This is a genomic window from Paenisporosarcina sp. P5_A11 (assembly GCF_056400705.1).
The window spans coordinates 43,438-65,201 of sequence record NZ_JBFUKT010000002.1 but is presented as its reverse complement, the minus strand read 5'-3'; the positions used below and the strand labels follow the sequence as shown (position 1 = coordinate 65,201).

The 21,764-nt window shown below is 36.6% G+C and carries 25 protein-coding genes and 1 pseudogene; 9 read left to right on the top strand and 17 right to left on the bottom strand.

Annotated elements, in window-relative coordinates; translation table 11 throughout:
* Positions 1 to 134 precede the first annotated feature (134 nt).
* The 3 genes from AC1DOS_RS01245 to AC1DOS_RS01235 all read left to right on the top strand — a co-directional run bounded on the left by AC1DOS_RS01245 (position 135) and on the right by AC1DOS_RS01235 (position 3,176).
* On the top strand, positions 135 to 932 hold the full coding sequence (locus tag AC1DOS_RS01245; protein ID WP_477536092.1) for an ABC transporter permease: 798 nt from the start codon (positions 135 to 137) through the stop codon (positions 930 to 932).
* A gap of 1 nt (position 933) precedes the next feature.
* On the top strand, positions 934 to 1,788 hold the full coding sequence (locus AC1DOS_RS01240) for an ABC transporter ATP-binding protein (protein ID WP_477536091.1): 855 nt from the start codon (positions 934 to 936) through the stop codon (positions 1,786 to 1,788).
* A gap of 62 nt (positions 1,789 to 1,850) precedes the next feature.
* Positions 1,851 to 3,176 (top strand): aspartate aminotransferase family protein, encoded by a 1,326-nt coding sequence (locus tag AC1DOS_RS01235; RefSeq protein WP_477536090.1) that lies wholly within the window; start codon positions 1,851 to 1,853, stop codon positions 3,174 to 3,176.
* A gap of 84 nt (positions 3,177 to 3,260) precedes the next feature.
* Here the strand turns inward: AC1DOS_RS01235 and AC1DOS_RS01230 are convergent, their stop codons facing one another.
* The 3 genes from AC1DOS_RS01230 to AC1DOS_RS01220 all read right to left on the bottom strand — a co-directional run bounded on the left by AC1DOS_RS01230 (position 3,261) and on the right by AC1DOS_RS01220 (position 4,851).
* A complete protein-coding gene (locus tag AC1DOS_RS01230; protein WP_477536089.1) occupies positions 3,261 to 3,935 on the bottom strand; it encodes a DUF1129 family protein in 675 nt (224 codons plus the stop codon).
* A complete protein-coding gene (locus AC1DOS_RS01225; RefSeq protein ID WP_108584946.1) occupies positions 3,925 to 4,266 on the bottom strand; it encodes a PadR family transcriptional regulator in 342 nt (113 codons plus the stop codon). Before AC1DOS_RS01225 ends, AC1DOS_RS01230 begins: the two co-directional genes overlap by 11 nt.
* Positions 4,267 to 4,449: 183 nt before the next feature.
* Positions 4,450 to 4,851 (bottom strand): VOC family protein, encoded by a 402-nt coding sequence (locus tag AC1DOS_RS01220; protein WP_477536168.1) that lies wholly within the window; start codon positions 4,849 to 4,851, stop codon positions 4,450 to 4,452.
* A 192-nt stretch (positions 4,852 to 5,043) separates the two neighbouring features.
* Between AC1DOS_RS01220 and AC1DOS_RS01215 the strand changes: the two genes are divergently transcribed.
* Together AC1DOS_RS01215 and AC1DOS_RS01210 are read left to right on the top strand one after the other, a co-directional pair.
* Positions 5,044 to 5,583, top strand: a complete 540-nt coding sequence (locus tag AC1DOS_RS01215; RefSeq protein WP_477536088.1) for an RNA polymerase sigma factor — start codon at positions 5,044 to 5,046, stop codon at positions 5,581 to 5,583.
* Positions 5,576 to 6,328 (top strand): hypothetical protein, encoded by a 753-nt coding sequence (locus AC1DOS_RS01210; protein ID WP_477536087.1) that lies wholly within the window; start codon positions 5,576 to 5,578, stop codon positions 6,326 to 6,328. Before AC1DOS_RS01215 ends, AC1DOS_RS01210 begins: the two co-directional genes overlap by 8 nt.
* Positions 6,329 to 6,397: 69 nt before the next feature.
* On the opposite strand, the gene AC1DOS_RS01205 is transcribed toward AC1DOS_RS01210, so the two are convergent.
* The 8 genes from AC1DOS_RS01205 to AC1DOS_RS01170 form a co-directional block, all read right to left on the bottom strand.
* Entirely contained in the window at positions 6,398 to 6,847 is a 450-nt protein-coding gene (locus AC1DOS_RS01205) for a GNAT family N-acetyltransferase (protein ID WP_108584943.1), read from the bottom strand.
* Positions 6,848 to 6,996: 149 nt separating this feature from the next.
* Positions 6,997 to 8,037: a P-loop NTPase family protein gene (locus AC1DOS_RS01200; RefSeq protein ID WP_477536086.1), complete on the bottom strand. Its 1,041-nt coding sequence runs from the start codon at positions 8,035 to 8,037 to the stop codon at positions 6,997 to 6,999.
* A gap of 171 nt (positions 8,038 to 8,208) precedes the next feature.
* Positions 8,209 to 8,583 (bottom strand): nucleotide excision repair endonuclease, encoded by a 375-nt coding sequence (locus AC1DOS_RS01195; protein ID WP_108584941.1) that lies wholly within the window; start codon positions 8,581 to 8,583, stop codon positions 8,209 to 8,211.
* A gap of 93 nt (positions 8,584 to 8,676) precedes the next feature.
* Positions 8,677 to 9,189 (bottom strand): GNAT family N-acetyltransferase, encoded by a 513-nt coding sequence (locus tag AC1DOS_RS01190; protein ID WP_477536085.1) that lies wholly within the window; start codon positions 9,187 to 9,189, stop codon positions 8,677 to 8,679.
* A gap of 18 nt (positions 9,190 to 9,207) precedes the next feature.
* A complete protein-coding gene (locus tag AC1DOS_RS01185) occupies positions 9,208 to 10,023 on the bottom strand; it encodes an STAS domain-containing protein (RefSeq protein ID WP_477536084.1) in 816 nt (271 codons plus the stop codon).
* Positions 10,024 to 10,168: 145 nt separating this feature from the next.
* Positions 10,169 to 10,507, bottom strand: coding sequence for a bacillithiol system redox-active protein YtxJ (ytxJ, locus tag AC1DOS_RS01180; RefSeq protein ID WP_477536083.1), 339 nt, complete (start codon positions 10,505 to 10,507; stop codon positions 10,169 to 10,171).
* A 212-nt stretch (positions 10,508 to 10,719) separates the two neighbouring features.
* On the bottom strand, positions 10,720 to 12,600 hold the full coding sequence (locus tag AC1DOS_RS01175; RefSeq protein WP_477536082.1) for an alpha-E domain-containing protein: 1,881 nt from the start codon (positions 12,598 to 12,600) through the stop codon (positions 10,720 to 10,722).
* The gene (locus tag AC1DOS_RS01170) at positions 12,600 to 14,045 is read right to left on the bottom strand and encodes a circularly permuted type 2 ATP-grasp protein (protein ID WP_477536081.1); all 1,446 of its coding nucleotides are present in this window, start codon (positions 14,043 to 14,045) and stop codon (positions 12,600 to 12,602) included. Before AC1DOS_RS01170 ends, AC1DOS_RS01175 begins: the two co-directional genes overlap by 1 nt.
* A 174-nt stretch (positions 14,046 to 14,219) precedes the next feature.
* On the opposite strand from AC1DOS_RS01170, the gene AC1DOS_RS01165 reads away from it, so the two are divergent.
* The 3 genes and pseudogenes from AC1DOS_RS01165 to AC1DOS_RS01155 form a co-directional block, all read left to right on the top strand.
* Positions 14,220 to 14,582, top strand: coding sequence for an ArsR/SmtB family transcription factor (locus AC1DOS_RS01165; RefSeq protein WP_477536080.1), 363 nt, complete (start codon positions 14,220 to 14,222; stop codon positions 14,580 to 14,582).
* Positions 14,579 to 14,821, top strand: coding sequence for a VOC family protein (locus AC1DOS_RS01160; RefSeq protein ID WP_477536079.1), 243 nt, complete (start codon positions 14,579 to 14,581; stop codon positions 14,819 to 14,821). Before AC1DOS_RS01165 ends, AC1DOS_RS01160 begins: the two co-directional genes overlap by 4 nt.
* 126 nt (positions 14,822 to 14,947) lie before the next feature.
* Positions 14,948 to 15,046, top strand: a pseudogene (locus AC1DOS_RS01155) (VOC family protein); the annotation flags it as partial.
* 189 nt (positions 15,047 to 15,235) lie between these two features.
* Here the strand turns inward: AC1DOS_RS01155 and AC1DOS_RS01150 are convergent.
* The 6 genes from AC1DOS_RS01150 to AC1DOS_RS01125 all read right to left on the bottom strand — a co-directional run bounded on the left by AC1DOS_RS01150 (position 15,236) and on the right by AC1DOS_RS01125 (position 19,798).
* Positions 15,236 to 15,907 (bottom strand): TerC family protein, encoded by a 672-nt coding sequence (locus tag AC1DOS_RS01150; RefSeq protein ID WP_477536167.1) that lies wholly within the window; start codon positions 15,905 to 15,907, stop codon positions 15,236 to 15,238.
* A 189-nt stretch (positions 15,908 to 16,096) separates the two neighbouring features.
* The gene (locus AC1DOS_RS01145; protein ID WP_477536078.1) at positions 16,097 to 17,170 is read right to left on the bottom strand and encodes an ABC transporter substrate-binding protein; all 1,074 of its coding nucleotides are present in this window, start codon (positions 17,168 to 17,170) and stop codon (positions 16,097 to 16,099) included.
* A 13-nt stretch (positions 17,171 to 17,183) separates the two neighbouring features.
* The gene (locus AC1DOS_RS01140) at positions 17,184 to 17,963 is read right to left on the bottom strand and encodes an ABC transporter ATP-binding protein (protein ID WP_477536077.1); all 780 of its coding nucleotides are present in this window, start codon (positions 17,961 to 17,963) and stop codon (positions 17,184 to 17,186) included.
* 4 nt (positions 17,964 to 17,967) lie between these two features.
* Complete coding sequence (locus AC1DOS_RS01135) at positions 17,968 to 18,774, bottom strand: ABC transporter permease (protein ID WP_477536076.1); 807 nt, start codon at positions 18,772 to 18,774, stop codon at positions 17,968 to 17,970.
* A gap of 279 nt (positions 18,775 to 19,053) precedes the next feature.
* Positions 19,054 to 19,209 carry a YpzG family protein gene (locus AC1DOS_RS01130; protein ID WP_477536075.1) on the bottom strand — a complete coding sequence of 52 codons (156 nt, stop codon included), beginning with the start codon at positions 19,207 to 19,209 and terminating at the stop codon, positions 19,054 to 19,056.
* A gap of 133 nt (positions 19,210 to 19,342) precedes the next feature.
* The gene (locus AC1DOS_RS01125; RefSeq protein ID WP_477536074.1) at positions 19,343 to 19,798 is read right to left on the bottom strand and encodes a YaiI/YqxD family protein; all 456 of its coding nucleotides are present in this window, start codon (positions 19,796 to 19,798) and stop codon (positions 19,343 to 19,345) included.
* 905 nt (positions 19,799 to 20,703) lie between these two features.
* Between AC1DOS_RS01125 and AC1DOS_RS01120 the strand changes: the two genes are divergently transcribed.
* Positions 20,704 to 21,723: a potassium channel family protein gene (locus AC1DOS_RS01120; RefSeq protein WP_477536073.1), complete on the top strand. Its 1,020-nt coding sequence runs from the start codon at positions 20,704 to 20,706 to the stop codon at positions 21,721 to 21,723.
* Positions 21,724 to 21,764: the final 41 nt, after the last annotated feature.

The following is a 21,764-nucleotide window of genomic DNA, read 5'->3' as shown; positions in this document are numbered from 1 at the left end:
GTAATAGACTACGTATAGGCGTATCGTTTTTCACTGAACCAATAACGATATTACAGAGTTTAACTTAAGAGGCATCGTTTATGCCTCTTGTGTTCTACTTTATTTCAAATAGATACATAGATGGAGGGATTTTAATGGCATCAAAATGGTTAACTCCAAATAAAGAAATATCAAAGAAGATTTATTCATCAGCCGGATTTATAACGTTTATATTTGTTCTTGGAATATGGTCTCTACTTAGTTACAGTGAATTTGTAAATCCACTCTTTTTACCTACTCCTACAGCCGTTTTAGCAACTGCAACTGAGATGTTTGTAAGTGGAGAAATATTTGCTGATATTGGCATAAGTTTTTCAAGAGTATTTACTGGATTTATGATTGCTGCATTAATTGGGATTCCATTAGGGATACTGATGGGTTCATTACGCATAATGGAAGGAGCTTTTGAGCCTATCATTGGATTCATTCGATATATGCCCGCTTCAGCGTTTATTCCCTTATTAATTCTCTGGATTGGTCTTGGTGAAACAGAAAAAATGGCGGTCATATTTTTAGGTACGTTTTTCCAACTTACTCTTATGGTGATGGATGTTACAAAAAATGTACAAAACGATTTAATTGATGTCTCGTATACATTAGGAGCAAAAAATGCACAAATTTTCACGAAAGTCATATTGCCTGCTTCCCTACCTGGTATCGTTGATACACTTCGAATTACCTTTGGCTGGGCTTGGACTTATTTAGTAGTAGCAGAGATTGTTGGGGCCTCTAGTGGTTTAGGTTATATGATCATGCAAGCTTCTCGTTTTCTACAACCCGAAAAAATTATTGTTGGTATATTAATTATCGGTTTACTTGGGCTTATTACGGATATCATGTTTAAATCCATCTACCGAGCTTCATTTTCTTGGATGAGAAAGGACGGTTTTTAACATGGTTGCACAAAAATCAGAATTCACTACAACAGGAAAATTCGCTTCAAAAAGTGAGGAGATTATTATTCCTCAAATCATTACACCTAAATTAGAAATTAGAGATGTAGGTAAAATATATAAAACGAAAGCTGGAGAAACCACGGCACTTGAAAAAACTTCCTTCACTGTGGCTGATGGTGAGTTTGTTACTATTTTAGGACCTTCTGGATGTGGAAAATCAACCATTTTGCGAATAGTCGCAGGCTTAGAAGAATCTAATTCAGGTCAAGTTCTTCTGGATGGTAAAGAAATTAATGGTCCTGGACCCGATCGTGGAATGGTCTTTCAATCTTATACCTTATTCCCTTGGTTAAATGTCAAAGATAATATCACATTCGGTTTGGAGTTAAATGGAGTTTCTCAAAAAGAACGCGATGATTTGGCGAGACATTACTTGCAACTAATCGGTTTAGAAGGATTTGAAAAGCATTACCCAATACAGTTATCAGGTGGCATGAAACAACGTGTAGCTATAGCACGTGCTTTGGCAAATGACCCTAAAATTTTATTAATGGATGAACCTTTTGGAGCATTAGATGCCCAAACAAGAACCATCATGCAGGAAGTATTACTAAAAGCTTGGGAAGAATCTAAAAAGACAATTTTGTTTATTACACACGATGTAGACGAGTCCATCTTCTTAGCAGATTCTGTTTATGTCATGACAGCAAGACCAGGACGATTAAAGAAGAAAATTCCGATTACACTTGAAAGACCAAGAGAGTTCAGTATGAAAAGCACACCAGAATTCGGGCATTATAAAGACGAATTATTATCTCTAATACGGGAAGAAAGTTTGAAATCCATCAAATAAAGACATTGTTCCCTGTTAGTAAACTTATAGAGTATGGCAATTAGATTATGGAGGTCAATTGTATGGAAAAGAAATGGGATCATCTTGTTAAAAATATGCCAAATCGCTTAGCACCAAGTATGGCGAAAGATCATCCAAATCTACCGGTTGTCAAAGAAGAAGGCTGTTATTACTTCGGAGTAGATGGAAAGAAATATCTTGATTTCACTTCTGGAATTGCTGTTACAAATGTTGGACACCGTCACCCAAAAGTGGTTCAAGCAATTAAAGATGCTGCAGACGGTTTGATGCATGGTCCTTCAGGCGTCATTATGTATGAATCTATTTTACGTTTAGCAGATGAGCTTGCCGAAATCATGCCCGGGGATCTTGATTGTTTCTTCTTCGCTAATAGTGGTACAGAAGCCGTTGAAGGTGCGCTTAAACTTGCTAAGTATGTAACAAAACGCCCTTATGTCGTGTCCTTCACAGGTGGTTTTCATGGACGTTCATTAGGAGCATTAAGTGTAACTACATCAAAAAGTAAATACCGTAAATTTATGCAACCATCTGGTCTAACATATCAAGTACCCTACGCAAATGTTAAAGAATGCCCAGCCGATTCCGACCCTGAGGCTTACTCAATCGAGAAATTGGAAAAAGATTTCGCCTCTTTATTTAGCCATCAAGTAACACCTGAAGAAGTAGCTTGTGTAATTTTAGAACCTGTCCTTGGCGAAGGCGGCTATGTCGTTCCACCAAAAGGCTGGTTAAAGAAAGTTCGAGAAATTTGCGATCGTCATCAAATTTTGCTTATCTTTGATGAAGTACAAACTGGATTTGGTCGAACAGGTGAATGGTTTGCAGCGCAAACATTTGATGTGACGCCGGACATTATGGCGATTGCTAAAGGTATTGCATCAGGCCTTCCACTTAGTGCAACGGTTGCGTCTAGTGAACTAATGAAACAATGGCCACTTGGAAGTCATGGTACAACGTTTGGTGGTAATCCAATCGCTTGTTCTGTAGCACTAGCAACATTAGAAGTGATGAAAGAAGAAAATCTTCTTGAAAACACAAAACAAATGGGTAGTTATGCAGTCAAACTGCTTGAGAGTATGAAAGAACGACACAGTGTTATTGGAAGCATCCGTGCGGTAGGTTTAATGATCGGTATTGAGATTATTAATCCAGCAACAGGTGAACCAAATGGTGAAGGATTGTTAAAAATCCTTGATTCAGCGCTTACAAAAGGCGTTTTATTCTATCTATGCGGAAACCATGGAGAAGTCATTAGAATGATCCCTCCATTGGTTGTGACAAAAGAACAAATTGAAGAAGGATTGCAATTACTTGATGAAGCATTAGTTGAGTATGAAGCAACATTGATGAGTCTTGAAGGCGCTTAAGAGTAATAATTAACCAAAAGAGACTGACTCTGTCTGGAGTCAGTCTCTTTTTAAACAATGCAAGAATACTATCTTTACCCCGGCCTAAATCTTCGTTTTGAATTTCATTAACCAAGAAATTAATAAAAATACGGTACCCGCTCCAATTGATGCTGTCCATGGAAATTCAAATGTTGGACCGAAACCACGGATGTAATAATTAGCTGCTAGTATAACCGCGAAACTCCCTCCCCCAAACAAACCTGCTTTGACCATATTCATCTTATCATTCGATTTTTCTTTAAAGAGTGAATGATGGATTAATCCAAAGATTACTTTTACACCTAGAAACACAATACTGGCAAGCAATCCAAAAATAATGAGGGTCGGAATCATATAGACAGTAGTGCTAACTTCTACAAAGGAAGAAAATAATAACAACACTATCCCACGCGCAACTAGAAACCAGCCCACTAAGCTAAAGGCAAGCTGTCCTACAAACTTGACCATGTCACGCTTCTCTTCTTCCGGCAATTGTTCAATGAGTTCATCCGCAAAAATTTGTGGATTTTCACCAAACACTTGATTAGCCGTCTTCCCTTCTTCTTGAGCATCTAATAAATGATCTAACATTTCTATTAATACTTCTTCTGACTGCTTCTCAGACAATGTTAACTTAGTGCGAATGTATAACATCAAATCTGTGTAGGTTTTTTTATTTTCCTCATTCAAGTCTTTTCGTTTTTCATTATTTTGTTCGATTAATTCTTTAACGTTCATGAAGATTCTCTCCTTTCATTAATAAAGCATTAATCGGCACCGATAGTTGTTGCCATTCTGAAGAAATCCTGTCGAGTGCTACGAAACCCTCTTGCGTCAACGAATAATATTTTCGGTTGGGACCAGATTCTGAAGGTTTCATTTCCCCCACTATTAGTGCATGTTTCTGTAAGCGTAATAAGACAGGATAAATGGTTCCTTCACTAACGTCACCTAATCCAAGATCTTGCAGTTTCTTTGAAAGTTCATAGCCATAAACCGGTGCTTTCGAAATTACAGCCAGTACACAACCATCTAATATTCCTTTTAGCAGCTGACTTCTAAGTGACATATTCTATCCTCCTAAACGGTACATGGTAAAACAAGATAGCAACTAAATAATTAACTACCTTGTTTTACAAAGTAGTTAAACTTAGTATAAATTGATTCACGCTTGATGTCAAACATGGATTTAATAAAATCAGAAAACCTAGTTGAAGTAGCACTTGGCTGTTTCAACTAGGTTTTTATTTATTCAACTTTGTTCTTGATTCAGCAAATCTAACATGACTTCATCAACAGGCTCCCATAGTTCAATTTTATTTCCTTCCAAATCTAAAATGTGAGCAAACTTTCCATAACTCTCTTCTATAATTGGTGCAATAATTTCTACACCTTTCGTTTGAAGTTCTCCAACTAATTCAATCAAATCATCAACTCGGAAATTTATCATGAACTGTTTCTGAGAAGGTTCAAAATAGGATGTCTGTTGTGTAAACGGTGCCCACACTGTACTTCCTACTTCTGATGGCTTTGTTGAATTCCAAAGAAATGTTTTACCGTACTCATCTGATTCAATACCTAATTTTTCTCTATACCAATTTCGTAAAGTTACAGGGTTTTCACACTTAAAAAACACTCCACCAATTCCTGTCACACTTGCCAAATAAAATCACTCCATTTCAGATAAGAATGTGAAAAAGCACATCAAGTTAAGTGCACCTGTCACTTTGGTCGAATTAATTTACATTTACTATTTATTTTAAACGTCGAAAACTTCTTAGCCTTACTAAGGGTAAATATAGTAAGAATAACAGATTTCAGTTGTTCCGGAAGGAGTGAATAATAATTGAATATCGATGGATGGTATAAACAAATACAGGCCGGCGATCAAGACGCATTTCGTCACTTGTACAAAGCATATGCAGAATATGCAATTCGAACTGCCTCTGCGATTACACGGAATCGTGAAATGGCCAAGGATGCTGTACAGGAAACCTTCATACGTGTATACCGACAAATAGATAGCTATAATCCAAACCTTCCTTTTGATCCGTGGTTCTACCGAATATTAACTAATGAATGTATGCGATTACTAAAGAAAAACTCATTTTACTCGAAGTTCGAACATCCTGACTTAGAAAATGAACCATCCATTGCAGAAGAATCTTTTGATAGTCTTTCTGATTTATATACTGTAATTCAGTCACTTGATGACGCGCATCGAATCCCACTCATTCTAAAATATTTAAAAGGGTTCACAGAAAAAGAGATTGCCGAAATTCTTGAACTTAATCACAACACAGTAAAGTCAAGATTGTTCAAAGGTAGGCAACGACTTAAAGATCAGCTGTTTCCTACTGAAAGGAGGTTGAATAATAGTGAGTAATCTTGACAAGAGAGCTACTGATGAATTGCATGCGCGAACAGATAAACATCTACAGGTTCTAAAGGATCAAATATGGGAGGAATTAGAACAAGAACTATTTAGTGAAGATCCATTAATAAGAAGTGAGGTGAAAAAATTGAAAAAGAAAAATTATGCAATATCACTTATCATTACTGTTGCTGCTGGATTGCTTATAGCATTGAGTTTGCAAACAGATACAGGTACTGCGTTTGTGAAAGAAATTAAAGAAATCTTTGTTCCCGAAAAACAAATAATACAAAACATAGAGGGCACCGACGAAGAGACTGAAGTTCAGTTAAATGAAGGAAAGGATTCCGAGTATATTATCTACGTCGATGAGACTCGCTACGAACTAACTAATGGTGAAAACTCAGATGTCATTTCTACCATCATCCCACTACCTGAAAAATATCCAGAAGTAACTATGGAAATTAGACAAGTTGCAGATGAAAAACCAGAAGATMTTGTAAATACCATCGAAGCAGCGCTGAAAAAAGACTTTCCTGAGTTAAGAGAAGTTGAAGAAGTAACCGAACCAGTCATAGGATTTAATTTACACGGTGCAGCTGGTAATGAAGCCGATAGTAAAATCGTCAATGCTTACGTGATTAGTAACGGTCAAGAAGGAAGTTTTGTTATCACACAGTACTACTTCTTGGAAGCTGCAGAAGGACACGGTGCTAGGTTCCACCGCATGTTAGAAACCTTTAAAATCGTTAAATAACCTTATTGAGTTTTTTGTCTTATGAATAAATGAGGAAACGCTATACTCAAGCGTTTCCTCATTTTGCTTTTATCCTAATTTCAGTACATGAGTGGTATCAGGTGTATCATGGGTTTCTTCAAATCCATTTGCCCGATAAAAAGCATCTGCTTTTGCAGATTCTGTACGACACGTAATTTTCTTGAAAGTTCCTTTTGCGTGATTTACTAGTTCAGACAGTAATTGTGACCCAACACCTTGTCGGCGTGCATCGCCAAGAGTGTAAAATCTCTTCAGACGGGCTTCGTCTTTATTTTCTGTGTAAGGGTTTTGATTAATTCCGCCGATAGCGATTAATTTTTCAGGACCCTCCCATACACCATAAAGTGCTTCACCATCTTTATTAAACGTATTAGATCCATCCTCATAATCATGTACTAAACGAGTTAAGAAACGGTAACCTTCTTCTTCACTTTCGGTTACCAACTGCGACACGTCGACTTTCTTCAAATCTTCTATTCGTTGAACTTTAAAAGTCATCAGAATTCCTCCTCTTTAGTTAATAAATTAAAAATTCATACTATATACTATTTCGATACATGTACACCTATTCCCTTTATTTTAAGATTAGATATCTACACGTTTTTCGACAAAAAAAGAGAGTGGAAAATTCTCCACTCTTAGTTACATCACACTAAGCTTCCACAATATTTCAACTCATCTACTGACAGTTGATCTGCCTTACCATCTAATATGGATTCAACATCTTGTAGAGTTTGTGACATCGGTACGGCTTTTCCTTGTTGGCCTGTAAAGTCTTCTGCAACAAAAAATGGCTGGGTAAAGTATGCTTCCAGTCGCTCGCCCCGCTGATATGTTCCCAACTCACCTGCCGGAATTTTCTCCAAACCATGCACAGTCATCACTGAACGTAGCTCACGATATCTACGTAGTAGTTTTTGTGCACGTTGTCTTAAATTAAAGTGACGTTGGTCCAAATCTGTCCCTTCAAGAATGGAAGAAGTAGAATATATCGGATGAAGGGCTGGAAATTGCTGGCGTATTGCTAAATCTGCATCCAGATGCCACAGCGTTTCAAGTGGACCATAAGGCATATCTTCATCAACCACTTCGCCAGATAGATCGACAAGTATCGTTGTGATATTTTGCACGCGTTCTGCAACCAATTTTTCTTGTAATTCCAGGAGTTCACCAGTCACAATGTAACTCTTGTCTGTAATGAAAACAACATCACCACTCTGTGATGTTAGGGTTGTGAATGTTTCATCGATTGATGAGGTCACGATATCAGCTAATTCAGTTGTACCTTCGAGTTCGGGATGGTTGATATTTGGAAGTAATAATACAGTTGTGAGGTCACTCTTTTTAAAACGATGCATTAATTCTGCTAAAATAACTACTTGACCCATACCAGGACGAGCCACTAATCCAGTCGTCCCTCCCTTTACTAAAGGTGCAAAGAAATCTAACGTTTTAATCTTCGTTTCAATCATATTCAACTTCTCCCCTCTAAGTATCAATTCGTCTAGTGAACAATTAGCAAGTGATGCGAGTCCAACTAAAGTGCGAACTTCCGCTTTCCCCAAATCAATTTTACCTGTGCATAAATTTGAAACTGTAGCTGGTCGAATGCCTATTGATTTTGCTGCTGTTGTTAAGTTTGGTACTTTCCTTCTAAGTAATGCGACGTTCAATCGAATATCATCCATTTTAAAACCCCTTTCTTACTTTTTATAGTAATTTAAATTACCTTTAAATGCAATAATAATTTCGTTTAAGCGTAATTGTTTTAAATTAAAGAGTAATTCATATCGCTTAAATCTATTTTTTAGAAAATTCCCAAACAAAAAAGCCATCCGCTATTGGATGGCTTTTACTGATTAATGTGCGAATTTTTTTTCGATATTGTACTTCGCTACAAATTTATTAATGATGTATGTTTCGTAAATTTCACGTTCCATTGCATCATCAACATAAAAAATCTTGATTTTAGTTACTTCATCACGATGATCTTTAATTGGCGATACATTATCTTCAAAATGTTTTTTAACACGTTGTCTTACTTTACGCGCTTTTCCGACAAACAAAAGCTCTTCTTCTTTGTTGAAGAACATAATAATTCCGCCTTTGTCACGCGCAATTTGATGAAAATCAATAAAGCCGTAAACTGAAGGAATCTCTGGTTCGTCATTTGAACGATCTTGTACTCTTTGAACAATCGTAATATCTGGTTTTGGCACTTCAATGTTAATCATATTCGATCACGTCCTCACTTCTTTAAAGTGTAATGCTATCACAAATCACATCAAAAATCTATGTTCACGACATACAGTACCACATAGAAAGCTTTAGCCAATCCAATATCGTTTAATCACATTTCCATTGTCTTCAACAAAATCTATATCTGCCACGCCACCATTACTCCGAATGGTTTTATCCGAAGCAGTATTTACAGCGTCACAACACACTAATACCGGATTGATTCTAAGCTTTTTTGTTTCTTCTAAAGCTAATCTTAACATTTTTGTTGCATAGCCTTTTTGACGTTCGGATGGCCGTACACCGTACCCTATATGACCCCCTGCGTTTAATAAATACTCAGTTAATGAATGGCGAATGTTCACGGCACCTAGTATTCGGTATTCCTCATCCACTAGCCAATATGTAGAATCTGGTACCCAATTTTCTCGTAGACCAATTCCTTTTTCGGCATCCAACAACGACTGGACCATGGCTGGAAAATCACTAGGATCTTTTTCAATTACCCAAGGTATCATGGGTTCTTCAGACGCTTTCCACTCTTCGTAGAAGGATAAATAAGCTGGCTGCAAATCAACAGTTGGTTTTATTAATTGAACCATTATATTCACCTCAAGACATTATTTAATACTTTCAATTGCTTGTTTGACGCTCCCAAAAGTGTTGAACGCGGTAAAGTCTATGCCAGCTTGTACAACCGCCATTGATAAATTAGGGCGAATTCCTGTGAACATCACATGGATGCCTAACAATTTTAGTACATTATGGATGGTGAAAATATGTTGAGCAACTTCTGTATCAATTGTTAAAATACCTGAAAAATCGATAATTAAGTGTTCAGTATCAATCAGTGAAATACCTGGAAGAACGTTATTCAATAAATGTTGAATACGAGGATAATCGATGACCCCAATTAATGGTAAAACAGAAATTCCTTGTTGAATAGGTACAATAGGTGCTGATAATTCGTTGATTTCTCGTTGACGTTCCTTCATTAATTCATCGCGGTATGCCTCATATGCAAAGATTGTCTCTATCATACTGACATCCATTAGGTAGCTGACACGGTTATTAATCGCTACAACATTCTCAGTTGTTAAATTATGATCGATAGAAATCTGTGTAATACGTTTGATGAAAGTTAAGCGGTTATCAGCATAAGGTTTTATGATAGCTGAAAGTTGTGAGAGCATAGATGCTTGCTGTTCTCCGTACTTTTTACCCCATTCTATTAATTCTTGTGCAGCATTCTCTTCACTTTCATTGAAAGATTCTGCTAGTAATACTAAAAATTCTGCATTCGCTTTGACGGATTGATTTATAAGTTCTACTGGAAATTCTATTTCTAATTTGTCTAAACTCAATTTCATCATTTCAAGTGAGATTGAATCCGCGTTATTAATTAAATATTGACCTACCTGCTTTATTGAATCCATTCATCCCACGTCCTCATATGTATTCATTAAATCTACTTAAGAAAATATTACTATAGAAATAGTAATAATACATGACTATTCTAAGTTTTTTATTAAATTAGTAAAACCCACTCCAATGAAACAAGAGTGGGTTTTATTTTCGTTATTATGCCTGATGATGTTGGATAGCATCAGTTATGTTTGATTGAGTAATATTCCAATGAGAAGTGTGCCATACTGGTTCCTCATTTGACACTAAAAAGAGTTGCGGTGATTTGTGTTGCACACTTAAGTTACTTTCAATTTCGTTGGAGACTGGACGACTTTCAATAACTTTTACTAAATACAAGTCAAGTTCCGTTTCAATCGATGTAAATTCACGGTATGCAGCTGAACTGACCGGACAAGTTGTACTATGCTTTAAAAGCAAGAATGGTTTGTCTTTTGATTGTTGAAGAACGTTTTCCCATTGTGGAAGTGTAGTAATTTCTGTATATGTAGTCATGTGGAATCATCCTTTCAAAGCTATTTATTCTATTATGTCTAATTTCCGTGTATATCGCCCGTAACTTGTCTTTTAAGATGTCAAGCAAAGTTTATCCGGCTTTATGCTTCATTTAATTGACAACCTCTTACTACGCTACAACCAAGATTTATTCCGCTTTCACCCAATTTCCTCCAAAGAAGCCTCGACGTTAAAACTATCGAGGCTACATCTTATTGTTCAATTAGACTTACGGATACTTTGACATCTAATTTATGACTACCGCCACGGTAGACACCTTGTACTGGACTTACGTCACCATAATCACGTCCTACACCAACGCGGATATGATTTTCTAGAGCTTCCACATTATTGGTAGGATCGAGACCTACCCAGCCAATTCCCGGTACCATCACTTCAACCCAAGCATGGCTAGCCGCGTCCCCTACCAACGCGGAGTTTTCACCTACATATAAGTAACCACTTACATACCTTGCTGGGATGTGTTTAGTTCGTAAAATCCCAAGCATGACGTGTGAAATATCTTGGCAAACGCCTTTTTTCATATCAAACGATTCTAGTGCCTTCGTTGACACGGTAGTAGAAGATCCATCATATGCAAAGCGATTAAATAAATAGCCCATTACATCTATGGCATACTGCACCGGGTTGACCATGACTCCAATTTCGTAGTCTACCTGTTCGATTTGTTCAGGAGTTAAATACGTATATGCCGTATTGCTTAAATAGGCTAAGTAATGACTACTAAATAAATCGGAATGGAAAATGGCGTGCATTTCAGGTGAATAATCAATTCGATGAATCCACGGACTTTTTTGAATGCTCACCACAGAAGTCGCCTTTACTTCTAAATGCTTATGATGATCTGCAATAAAGAATGATTCTACACTGTTTCCCCAAATGTCTACATGTTCTTTCGTAAGAGCTACAGGCGTTATATCAGTACGATAAGAAAGCAAACGCTGACACTCATCCGTGCGTGGTTTTAACCGTATGGAGTTCATACTTTGATCAACCCATGTGTCATAATCGAAAATATTCGTATGTTCAATTTTATATTTCATGGATGATGCTTTTTCCAAATTCAATTGTTCTGGGATGCTAACTATTTGAGTTTGTTCTTGCTTAGCAATCGGTTCAATCAAATAATAGGTTTTAGAGAAAATTTGACCGACTTCATTACATTTATTTTGGAATTGATTTAAAAAAGTGAGCATATCGTCTGAATTTAATTCTTGAATAGATATTTCATCAAAATCGTTCTTAAGATTTTCAAGAGCATAATATAATTCTGAAGAGTAATGGGCAATTTTCGCATTTTCTAAAATATCAACTGCTGCTCGAACATGATTCATATTATAGTGAATCGATCTTGGAAAAGACTCGTCTGTAATTAAAAAAGTTAAGATGGTTTTAGGATCCATTTTCGGACGATTTACTTTTAAATAAGCTTCGTAGCCATTTAACATTCGTAATGCAGCCAACCATGCATAGTAATCGTCACCTTTATACAATAATTGCGTTTCACGTGTTTGTTCACAAACAACATTTAAAATACGGGCTGTCTTTTCTGCTCGCTCGAGCCATTTGCCGATCTTAATCATCCGATATGCTACACTACGAGACATCCCTGACTCAATAATTCCTTGGGCTGTTAACGATGCCATTTTCACTTTTTGCAAAAACCCTCGCAATTGATGGATTGAAAATTGCTCTTGTTCTGCTTGATGTGTATAAAGGTACAAATCATTCCAAACTTCAAAAAGTTCATTTGGTAAGTGGTCACGACTGATTCGTGCATTTTCTCTTGCCACACGTACACAGCTGAAGATAGAATTTTCATTATCTGTTTCAAACGCTAAATAACGAATATATTCTTCATCCTGTGTTTCAGCATTATTTTTCAGTTCCTCTAATTCCTCTTTTGTCGAACATACTTCAAACAAAATATTCCAGTGTTTTCCGTCTAATAGATCTTCACTCGAGGTTTCAACCATTTGTGTTAAATGAACGTCTAAAATGCGTGCGTTTAATTCAGTACGTTCAATATTGCGTGCCATCCAATAGAGTGAATCTGCTACACGACTTAACATTAGCTCATTCCTCCTGCTTTCATAACCCATGTATCTTTACCACCACCACCTTGCGATGAGTTTACGACCAGGGAACCTTTTTTCAGTGCCACACGAGATAGGCCACCAGGAAATACATGTGTTTCTTTTCCTCTCATTACAAAGACACGTAAGTCCACATGACAAGGATAAAACTCTTCCCCTTGATAGGAAGGGGCTCTTGATAATTTGATGGTTGGTTGTGCAATGTATTGATGAGGGTTTTCAAGAATTTTCTCTCGGAAAATCTCAATTTCTTGCGCAGTTGCATGCGGTCCAACAAGCATGTCATAGCCACCCGATGAACCTACGTTTTTGATAACTAATTCGTGTAAACGTTCGAGTACCCATTCCCTTTGACATGTATTATCTAAACGATATGTCGTCACGTTTTCAATAATTGGTTCTTCATTTAAGTAGTAACGAATCATATCTGGTACATATACATACATCGCTTTATCGTCAGCTACGCCATTACCTATGCCGTTTAATATTGCCACATTTCCTAGACGATACGCTTCTAATAATCCATTAACACCTAGTGTAGAATCCTCACGGAAGGCTTGGGGGTCCAAAAAATCATCGTCTATTCTACGATATATGATATCCACCTTTTCAAGTCCACGAATCGTTTTCATATAGACAATGTTATTTGAGACGATTAAGTCACGGCCTTCAACTAGCGGAAGTCCCATTTGTTGTGCTAAAAACACATGATCATAATAAGCGGAATTGTAGATACCTGGAGTAAGTAAAACGGCTCGAGGATTGTCCACTCCTTCTGGTGCATGATCCATGATAGCTTCATGTAAAAAGGTTACTTGATGTTCTAACGTTTGGACAGAATGTTTGGCAAAAAACTCTGGATAAACTTGACGCATTACATAACGGTTTTGATATACATACGAAATACCTGACGGGTTACGCAAATTATCTTCTAGTACTAAGTATTTGCCATTTTCATCTCGAATTAAATCAATTCCAGCGAGAAATATATGATTATTTAATGGGATTTTTATCCCTTGCATTTGCTTGGTGTAATAATAGGGATTGTCTTCTACCAGATTTCGAGGAATGAGGCCGTCTTTAATAATTTGCTGCTCGTGATAAACATCATGCAAGAAGCAATTTAACGCTTCAGAGCGCTGCATCATGCCTTTTTCAATCGTTTCCCAGTCTTCTGGGGGAATGATAATTGGAACAAAATCAAAAGGCATTGTCCGTTCAGCACCTACATTATTATGATAGACCGTAAAGGTTATACCTTGTCTCAAAAAAGATAGTTGGGCTGTTTCATGTTTTTCTTTAAGTTCATCAACAGTAAAGTTTTGAATCATATCATAAAACTTTTGATAATGATCTTTTGGTTTTCCACTTTCTTTTAACATTTCATCAAAAAATGGTTTTACTTTATACGAAATAAACATGTCAACACCCTCTCTATATCTAAAGTAAGAATATTAAGAAAATACTAGTTTAAGTTTATCATATATTTCCTCTTTTCATCACCCTTTCTCCTATTGCATCAAGCTTGCTTTAAAAAAATAATACGTTACCTTTTAGTAACATATTATTTTGAAAGGGAGTGAGGAATTAAAATCATGGTTAACGAAGAAGTTACTCATCTATTTAAAGCTCTATCTCAYCCAATTCGTGTAGATATTCTTGATTTATTAAAAAAAGGGCCTTTATCTACAGGTGAGGTAAGTGAACACTTTGATGTATCAAGATATGCAGTTATGAAGCATTTTAAGATATTGGAAGATGTCCATTTAATCGTTATTAGAAGACAAGGTCGTACACGATTAAACTTCTTGAATATCATCCCGTTACAAGAAATTTATAACCGTTGGGTCAGTAAATATGAATCGAAACTATCAACATCTTTAACTAGCTTAAAAACAAAATTAGAAGCTGGAGGAATATTGAAAAATTCGGCGAACATGATTACTGGTTTGTTATGATGGGTGAAGATGGAAATGGAGTAAATGGCGGAATTATGCCTTCCCCAGATGCTCAACCACGCACTTTCAACACAGTAGAAGTAGACAATGTAGATGACTATTTAGCGAAAATAAGTGAGCACGGCGGCGAAATGGTCGTACCAAAAGCAGCAATCCCAGAAATGGGCTACGTTGCTTATTGTAAAGATCCTGAAGGCCTTATTTTCGGCGTTTTTCATGTTGATGAGAACGCTCAGTAATTAGAAAAGCGAAATGCCACGCTACCTTAACACCGACGTTGGTGACCACTGAATTGAAAATCCGTTTTCGTATGAATCCAAAGGAGAGAATTTAATTGATACAAGCTACTCCTTATTTAACATTTTATGGAACTTAAAGATACATTTTGGGGTGCCAAATACGCGAAATTACAAGATCCCTTTGGCGTCATTTGGGACTTGAATTTCGAAAAATCAAAATCATAAATAATAGGGAAAGGTTATTCTAAATGTAGAATAACCTTTCCCTATTATTTTGTAGATTAAATAATTCAAATATGGATATTTGCTAATCATGTCCTTCTTTAACAGGATAGAATTTGAATACTATTAGGGGTTACGGATGTCCTTCTTTTAGAATCCAGTAATCTTAGTAGGTTTTATTACCAATCTTTTTCAAGAAGCTAAATCTCTTCTCCGCTTCTTTTGTATAAGACCTAAAGTTATTATTAACACAACACATAATATAGGCGCCATATATTCAAGACTTGGCCATGTTCGTTCTATAAAAAGATGACCGTATCGATCAGCTACCATCATTTTCCCCGCTGTATATGCAATAATTCCAGCTCCTACCCATACAAGAATCGGCATCTTGTCCATTAACTTCATAATGAACTGACTTCCAAAGACAATTAATGGAACACTTACCGCAAGTCCGATAATGATTAGGATAATATTTCCTTGTGCAGTTCCTGCAATAGCTAATACATTATCTAAACTCATCACTAAATCTGCGAAAATGATTGTACGGATAGCACCGCTAAGCGTAGTGGAAGAGTGCAAATTCGGATCTTGTTGTGCACTTTTAATTAAATCAAAGGCAATATACAATAGTAACAATCCACCGATAATTTCAACAAAAGGAACTTCCAAAAGATACACAGCTGCAAATGTTAAAACTACACGCAAGCTTAGTGCACCGATTGTGCCTATTAGAACGGCTTTTTTTCGTTTGTCTTCTGATAAATTTCTGCTCGCCAAAGCAATGACCACTGCATTATCGCCGCTTAAGACAATATTGATCAAAATAATTTCAAGCAATAATCCCCAAAAATGTGTATCCACTTTTTCATCTTCTCTCTTACTGAACTTTAAAACCACTTTCTATTTTACGCTTCCTAAAGATTCTTTCAACAAACTAGTATTGAACTCATCAATTTGAAATAAATAATTTCTCTTAGCATGTTAAAATCCTTATAAAAAAAGTCTAAAAAGCGATGTATTATTACATCTTTTCTTAGACTTTTGTTGTATTTATTTTTCGTATTCCCCTATTATCTCCACTGCTTTTTCTGTAATTGACGTATCGATTGCTTCGTCAAATTTGAATTCTCCACGAATGGCTCCATTTTTCTTATACATTTCATATTGGTCACGTATATCACCGATGAACATTTTGCCATTTGGATCAAGACCTGTCACAAAAACATCTTCCCACACTGCCGCATCTTTTAATGCCGTGTATTCAGTCATAATATCAATAATTTCGTCTTTACCTTCGCCCTTAATGAAAGCATCATTGTAATCACGGACACCTTTTAAATAAGCAGCCATAAAGCGCAAGGATACATCTTGTTCATCGTTCATAAATTGTGGAGAGCCAAGTACCATGGCAATTTGTGCTTCTGGTGCAAAGTCTGTTGCATCACCTAAGCGTGCGTGAATACCTTGTGCAACTCCTTGAGTAATGAGAGGTTCAATATTTAATGCCGCATCAATCGAGCCGTTCTCTATAGCAGCTAACATTGTTCCAAAGTCAGGCATGAGCACAAATTCAACCTCGTCTTTTGCAAGACCTGCATGTTCGAGCATTAGTTGGTAGATGTAATCATCAACGCCATGCTCTCCTGACACAGCAATTTTTTTCCCTTTTAAATCACTATAGTCTTTAATTTCGTCTTGTTTGTCAGCACCAATTACAAAAGTAAAGTACGAACGTCCTTTGGCATTGTGTCCTTTATCTGCAATGATTTTTACGTCAATTCCTTGGGCAATTGCATTAAAGAACGCAGCTGATGAAATACCTCCAGCAATATCAACTTCTCCCGAAGCGAGTGCAGGCAACATATCGTCACTATTCGCAAATGTCACAAACTCAACTTCAATATTGTAATCATCAAAATACCCTTTTTCGTTAGCTATATAAAAACCTGCTCCGGAAGCTGAACCATCCTCCGCGATCACAACTTTTGTTTTCTCAGTTAATGGCGCTAAATCACCAGATGGATTATCTTTGCTTACGTCGTCGTTGACTTGAACAGACTCTTTTTCCGAACAACCCCCAACCAATAAAATTAATACTCCTAATATCCCTAACCACTTTTTCATCTATACACTCCCTTCACAATCTGGACCCTTGCACTTCTACCTGTAAATGACGCCAAATTTCTAAAAATTTTGTAGCCATTTCAGGATTTGATCGAATTTCTTCTAATTTTCTTGGTCGAGGTAATTCTATTTTCATTTCACTAAGAATTTTGCCTGGTTGAGCACTCATGAGTAACACGCGATCACTTAAATACAATGCTTCATCAATGCTATGCGTGATAAATAACACTGTTTTTTTCGTCTCAGACCAAATTGATAATAATTCTTCTTGTAAAATGTATTTATTTTGTTCATCTAAAGCTCCGAACGGTTCATCCATTAATAGAATCTCAGAATCATTTGCAAATGCTCGGGCAATACTAACCCTTTGCTTCATTCCACCTGAAAGTTCTTTTGGGTACATTTGCGCAAACTTTGAAAGACCCACTTTATTTAAAAAATAAGTAGTACGTTCTTTAACAAGCGCTTTAGGTAAATGGCGCATTGAAAGCCCGAACGCTACATTCTCTTCGACCGTTAACCAAGGTAGAATACCTCGTTCTTGAAAAACCATGGATTGATTGGGACGATTTTGGTCACTTTTTTGAATTGTAAAGTCACCTGAACTTTGATTTTCAAGTCCAGCTAGTATCCGAAGTAATGTCGTTTTCCCACACCCGCTTGGTCCAACCAGACAAACAAATTCTCCATCTTTGATATCTAGAGATATATTTTCGAGCGCGGTGACACTATTTTCTTTTTTATAAAACACTTTCGTCAGTTGCTGAATTGAAATTTTGGGCTTAGATCCCATATCGTCACCTCCAAGGTATTAGCTTTCGTTGCAACCAACGCAACAACAATGAAAAGACATAGCCAAAGAAAGAAATGAGAATCAATCCAACAAACATTTCCTTTAATAAAAAAGCACTATAGGACGTCCATATTAAGTAACCTATCCCCGATCTTGCCCCCATCATTTCAGCTGCTACGATTGTAAGTAATGCTATTGCCTGCCCCATTTGGATTCCTTCTAACATGAAAGGCAGTGAGCCAGGTAAAGCAATTTTCATAAAGAAATCTTTCCGATTTGCCCCATAATTTTTCGCTACATCTAAATAAATAGAATCAATTGAAATAACACCTGCGACCGTATTAATGACAACAGGAAAAAAAACACTTCCCGCAATGGTGACAACCTTCGACACTTCTCCAATTCCAAAGATGATTAATATTATTGGCAGTAACGCAAGTGTAGGAATGGGCATTAACGCCATGATAAGAGGAGAAATAAAGTGGCGAACCGGTGCATATAAGCCCATGCACAGACCAATGATGATACCAGGAATTACACCTAGTAAAAATCCAACTAAAATTCGAAACAACGAAATGTTGATGTGCTGAAATAACTCACCAGTTGTGAGCAACTCAATAAATGTAGAGACAATAGCAGTGGGTGGAGGGAAAAACCGAGCATCAATAAGCCCACTTTGAGATAAAAATTGCCAAATAAGCAGGAGGCATAGCGGTGAAAAAATGGTCAGCCATGTCTTCAATCGCTGTTGCATTTGTTGCTTACGCCATTCTTGCTGTTCCGTTTCTATTGGATTTTTTAACTCCGTCATTTTTCACCACCTCTTCATCCAAATAATATGTAGGTATATACAGATATGTGCTAGAATCGCTTAGTTAAATTGATGGTCTGTTGAGGTTTTGACACCTGTTGTGAGGCGTTTGCGACGTTATTCCCGTTCATATTGGATTTATTCCCATTCAGTTACTGTTTATTCCCGTTGACGAGGTGTTTATTCCCATTCACGCTGCAGTAATTCCCGTTCGCCCAATTTATTCCAAAATAAAAGACCCAGAAAAATCTCTGGGCCTCGACTTTCTTCTTATTCAACTTATTTAAGCGAGTGGACTTTGGCGCTGGTTTTTAAAAGCTGAGTAGACTGTGATTCTTCGGTTTGGCCGTTGACTTGGGTTTTAGATCTTTTCGGTCTCGTCCAGTTGTGATGAATCTCCGCGGATTTTGCATCCAATGGTTGTTTCTTACTCATTACCTTTCACCTCTTTTTTTAAGAATGAAAAGAAGAAATCTTATTTAGTATGAGTAAAATCCATTGACCTATGCTTTTAATTCAATATCGTGCACTGATTGTGCAAATTAAACAATCTGACATTAATTAATGTTTACTCATCCAACTTATTTATTTGCTTCAAAATCAATGCATTAAAGGCAATTTCAAAGCTTTCATTATCTTCCTTCCGCCTCTTCTTCGGCCCTTTCATCCGTCCTCCTGCTTGTCRAATTTTTTTTGCAATATGACGACTATGTAAAAGTTGGTCTATATTTTCATTGGTATACTCTCGCCCATTTTGATCCATAACGAGACCTCGTTTAGCTAATACCATAGCTGCTAAACCATAATCCTGTGTAATCACAATATCGCCTGGTTTAACTCGATTGATGAGTTCAAAATCAACCGCATCCATGCCTTTTGAAACCATAATAGTCTTTGCACCTTCACGTTGCATATTGTGTGCAGTATCGCAAAATAACGTTACAGGCAGTTCATATTGTTTTGCAAATTGAATGGTTAAATCTACAACTGGACAACCATCTGCGTCGACTAAAATGTTTATCATAAGGTCTCTCCTTCATCATACAAAGTTTTATTATTTTTATGATTAGCTGTTATCTTCTATCTCATTACTCTTGTCTGACATGAAAAAAATTTTTTACTTGTATCTCACGTAACGTTAGGTATTATGATATTGGTAAGGATTGGAAACGAGGGATTCTGGTCAACTTGCAAAAGAAAGTCAACTAACCGTTCATAGCACCTTTGATTTAGCTCAAAATTTTCGGGTTAAGCACAAAGAGTACATTGGTAAGATCGGTATGTATCAGTTTGATGATTCGATTGGTCCTGTTATTAAACAAGCCATCGAATATTACATGTCGCGGAGGTCATCATGAAATCAAGTTTATTGGAATCGAAATCATTGTCTTTATGACGCTTCCCTATTTCATCTGGAACTATGGACGAAACTATACAAATTTACTGCAGTGTACTTATTATCCATGATATTTAAAAAACCACTTGCGCTTTATTTTGCAGTAGACTTTGTTTATTTACAAGGATTCCCCCGTGAAATAGTAAGCATCTTTATTGGATAAAAGAAAATATAAAGTGGTTTCAACTTATTACTGCGCTCTTTGTAGTTCCAGGATTTGTCATGAGGCAATTTTAATTATGCCCCATGGTGTAGATGCCTTTATGCATCTTATTCTTTTGCGAAAAGCTTTAGGATTAATTTTCGGGATACTTATTTTTGTTGGGTATCTATTTTCATGGAATAAGGTCACCGCTTATGCAAACACATGATATTGCCTGGCCTAATAAAGATTCCAATCATCCAAATGCTGGGCTTGAAGAGGCACATTAAGTTGTTTCATTTCACAACTTTGCTCTCGCTCATACCTAGTACATCAAACTAAAAAGCGGTACACTGAATTAAATGAAATTTTGATGCGTGGAGGTTCGTGAATGCATTTTTTCTTGAAAGTAGGACTCAGTCTGGTCCGTATGAAAAATTTATCACTATTAATTGCTACACTTATTTTCATTACTTTTTGTACGGTGACAATTTATTTATTGGAGCCGGAAACATTTGAAAGTTTATTAACATCATTTTACTTTGTCATGACAACTTTTTCTACAGTCGGATATGGAGATTATTCGCCTGCTACAGGAGCCGGAAGACTTTTCACAGTCCTTATGTATCTTCTAGGGATTGGGTTACTTGGTGTTGTTATTGGTAAGATAGTAGATTCGTTTTCTATATTTAGAAAACGGAAGGAGGAAGGCAAGTTGGCGTTTACACATGAAAACCATATTATCATTGTTGGTTGGGGAAAGAAAACAGAAACCGCTGTAGAAGAAATCTTGTCTTCAGATTCATTTAGTGAAATTGTCATTATTGACACTTTACCAACTTCACCGATAGATGTTGCCATCGATCGTGTGCACTATGTCCAAGGTGATGCTTCAGAAGAAGAAACATTTACTCGAGCGAATATTAAAAAATCTAAATCCGTTATTATTTTCGCAGACGATACGATTCAAGTGCCTTCCTTGAGAGATGCTAAAACGTTGACGATTGCAATAACAGTTGAACGATTAGCTCCTCATGTTCACACCACTGTGGAACTTATGACAAAGAAACAAATCGCTAATTTTTCTCATGTAAAAGTTGATGAATTTATTTTATCTCAGGAAACGACTTCTCTTCTTGCGGTTCGTTCAGCAATGCATCAAAATGTGAGTACCATCGTTACACAGTTGATTAGTCGAAGTATCGGCGAAGATCTGTTTGAAGTAAAAAAAGATTCTAATTGGCAAACTTATGGGGACGCTTTCCATGATTTATTGKAAAAAGGAGCGACTCTAATTGCAGATCGTCAACAAATGGATATTAATAGACGATTGAATGAGGCTATCCCTCCAGATGCAGTGTTGTATGTGATTTGTAACGAAGAGACGCATCGCAAGTTGAGTTTTAATTAATTACACTTAATCTATTAATCATTTAAATAAGGGGGTATTTT

Excerpts from the sequence above, each read along its gene's own strand:
- AC1DOS_RS01245 (WP_477536092.1), top strand. The coding sequence starts at position 135 with ATGGCATCAAAATGGTTAACTCCAAATAAAGAAATATCAAAGAAGATT.
- AC1DOS_RS01240 (WP_477536091.1), top strand. The coding sequence starts at position 934 with ATGGTTGCACAAAAATCAGAATTCACTACAACAGGAAAATTCGCTTCA.
- AC1DOS_RS01235 (WP_477536090.1), top strand. The coding sequence starts at position 1,851 with ATGGAAAAGAAATGGGATCATCTTGTTAAAAATATGCCAAATCGCTTA.
- AC1DOS_RS01230 (WP_477536089.1), bottom strand. The coding sequence starts at position 3,935 with ATGAACGTTAAAGAATTAATCGAACAAAATAATGAAAAACGAAAAGAC.
- AC1DOS_RS01225 (WP_108584946.1), bottom strand. The coding sequence starts at position 4,266 with ATGTCACTTAGAAGTCAGCTGCTAAAAGGAATATTAGATGGTTGTGTA.
- AC1DOS_RS01205 (WP_108584943.1), bottom strand. The coding sequence starts at position 6,847 with ATGACTTTTAAAGTTCAACGAATAGAAGATTTGAAGAAAGTCGACGTG.
- AC1DOS_RS01200 (WP_477536086.1), bottom strand. The coding sequence starts at position 8,037 with ATGGATGATATTCGATTGAACGTCGCATTACTTAGAAGGAAAGTACCA.
- AC1DOS_RS01195 (WP_108584941.1), bottom strand. The coding sequence starts at position 8,583 with ATGATTAACATTGAAGTGCCAAAACCAGATATTACGATTGTTCAAAGA.
- AC1DOS_RS01190 (WP_477536085.1), bottom strand. The coding sequence starts at position 9,189 with ATGGTTCAATTAATAAAACCAACTGTTGATTTGCAGCCAGCTTATTTA.
- AC1DOS_RS01185 (WP_477536084.1), bottom strand. The coding sequence starts at position 10,023 with ATGGATTCAATAAAGCAGGTAGGTCAATATTTAATTAATAACGCGGAT.
- ytxJ (WP_477536083.1), bottom strand. The coding sequence starts at position 10,507 with ATGACTACATATACAGAAATTACTACACTTCCACAATGGGAAAACGTT.
- AC1DOS_RS01175 (WP_477536082.1), bottom strand. The coding sequence starts at position 12,600 with ATGTTAAGTCGTGTAGCAGATTCACTCTATTGGATGGCACGCAATATT.
- AC1DOS_RS01170 (WP_477536081.1), bottom strand. The coding sequence starts at position 14,045 with ATGTTTATTTCGTATAAAGTAAAACCATTTTTTGATGAAATGTTAAAA.
- AC1DOS_RS01160 (WP_477536079.1), top strand. The coding sequence starts at position 14,579 with ATGATGGGTGAAGATGGAAATGGAGTAAATGGCGGAATTATGCCTTCC.
- AC1DOS_RS01145 (WP_477536078.1), bottom strand. The coding sequence starts at position 17,170 with ATGAAAAAGTGGTTAGGGATATTAGGAGTATTAATTTTATTGGTTGGG.
- AC1DOS_RS01140 (WP_477536077.1), bottom strand. The coding sequence starts at position 17,963 with ATGGGATCTAAGCCCAAAATTTCAATTCAGCAACTGACGAAAGTGTTT.
- AC1DOS_RS01135 (WP_477536076.1), bottom strand. The coding sequence starts at position 18,774 with ATGACGGAGTTAAAAAATCCAATAGAAACGGAACAGCAAGAATGGCGT.
- AC1DOS_RS01130 (WP_477536075.1), bottom strand. The coding sequence starts at position 19,209 with ATGAGTAAGAAACAACCATTGGATGCAAAATCCGCGGAGATTCATCAC.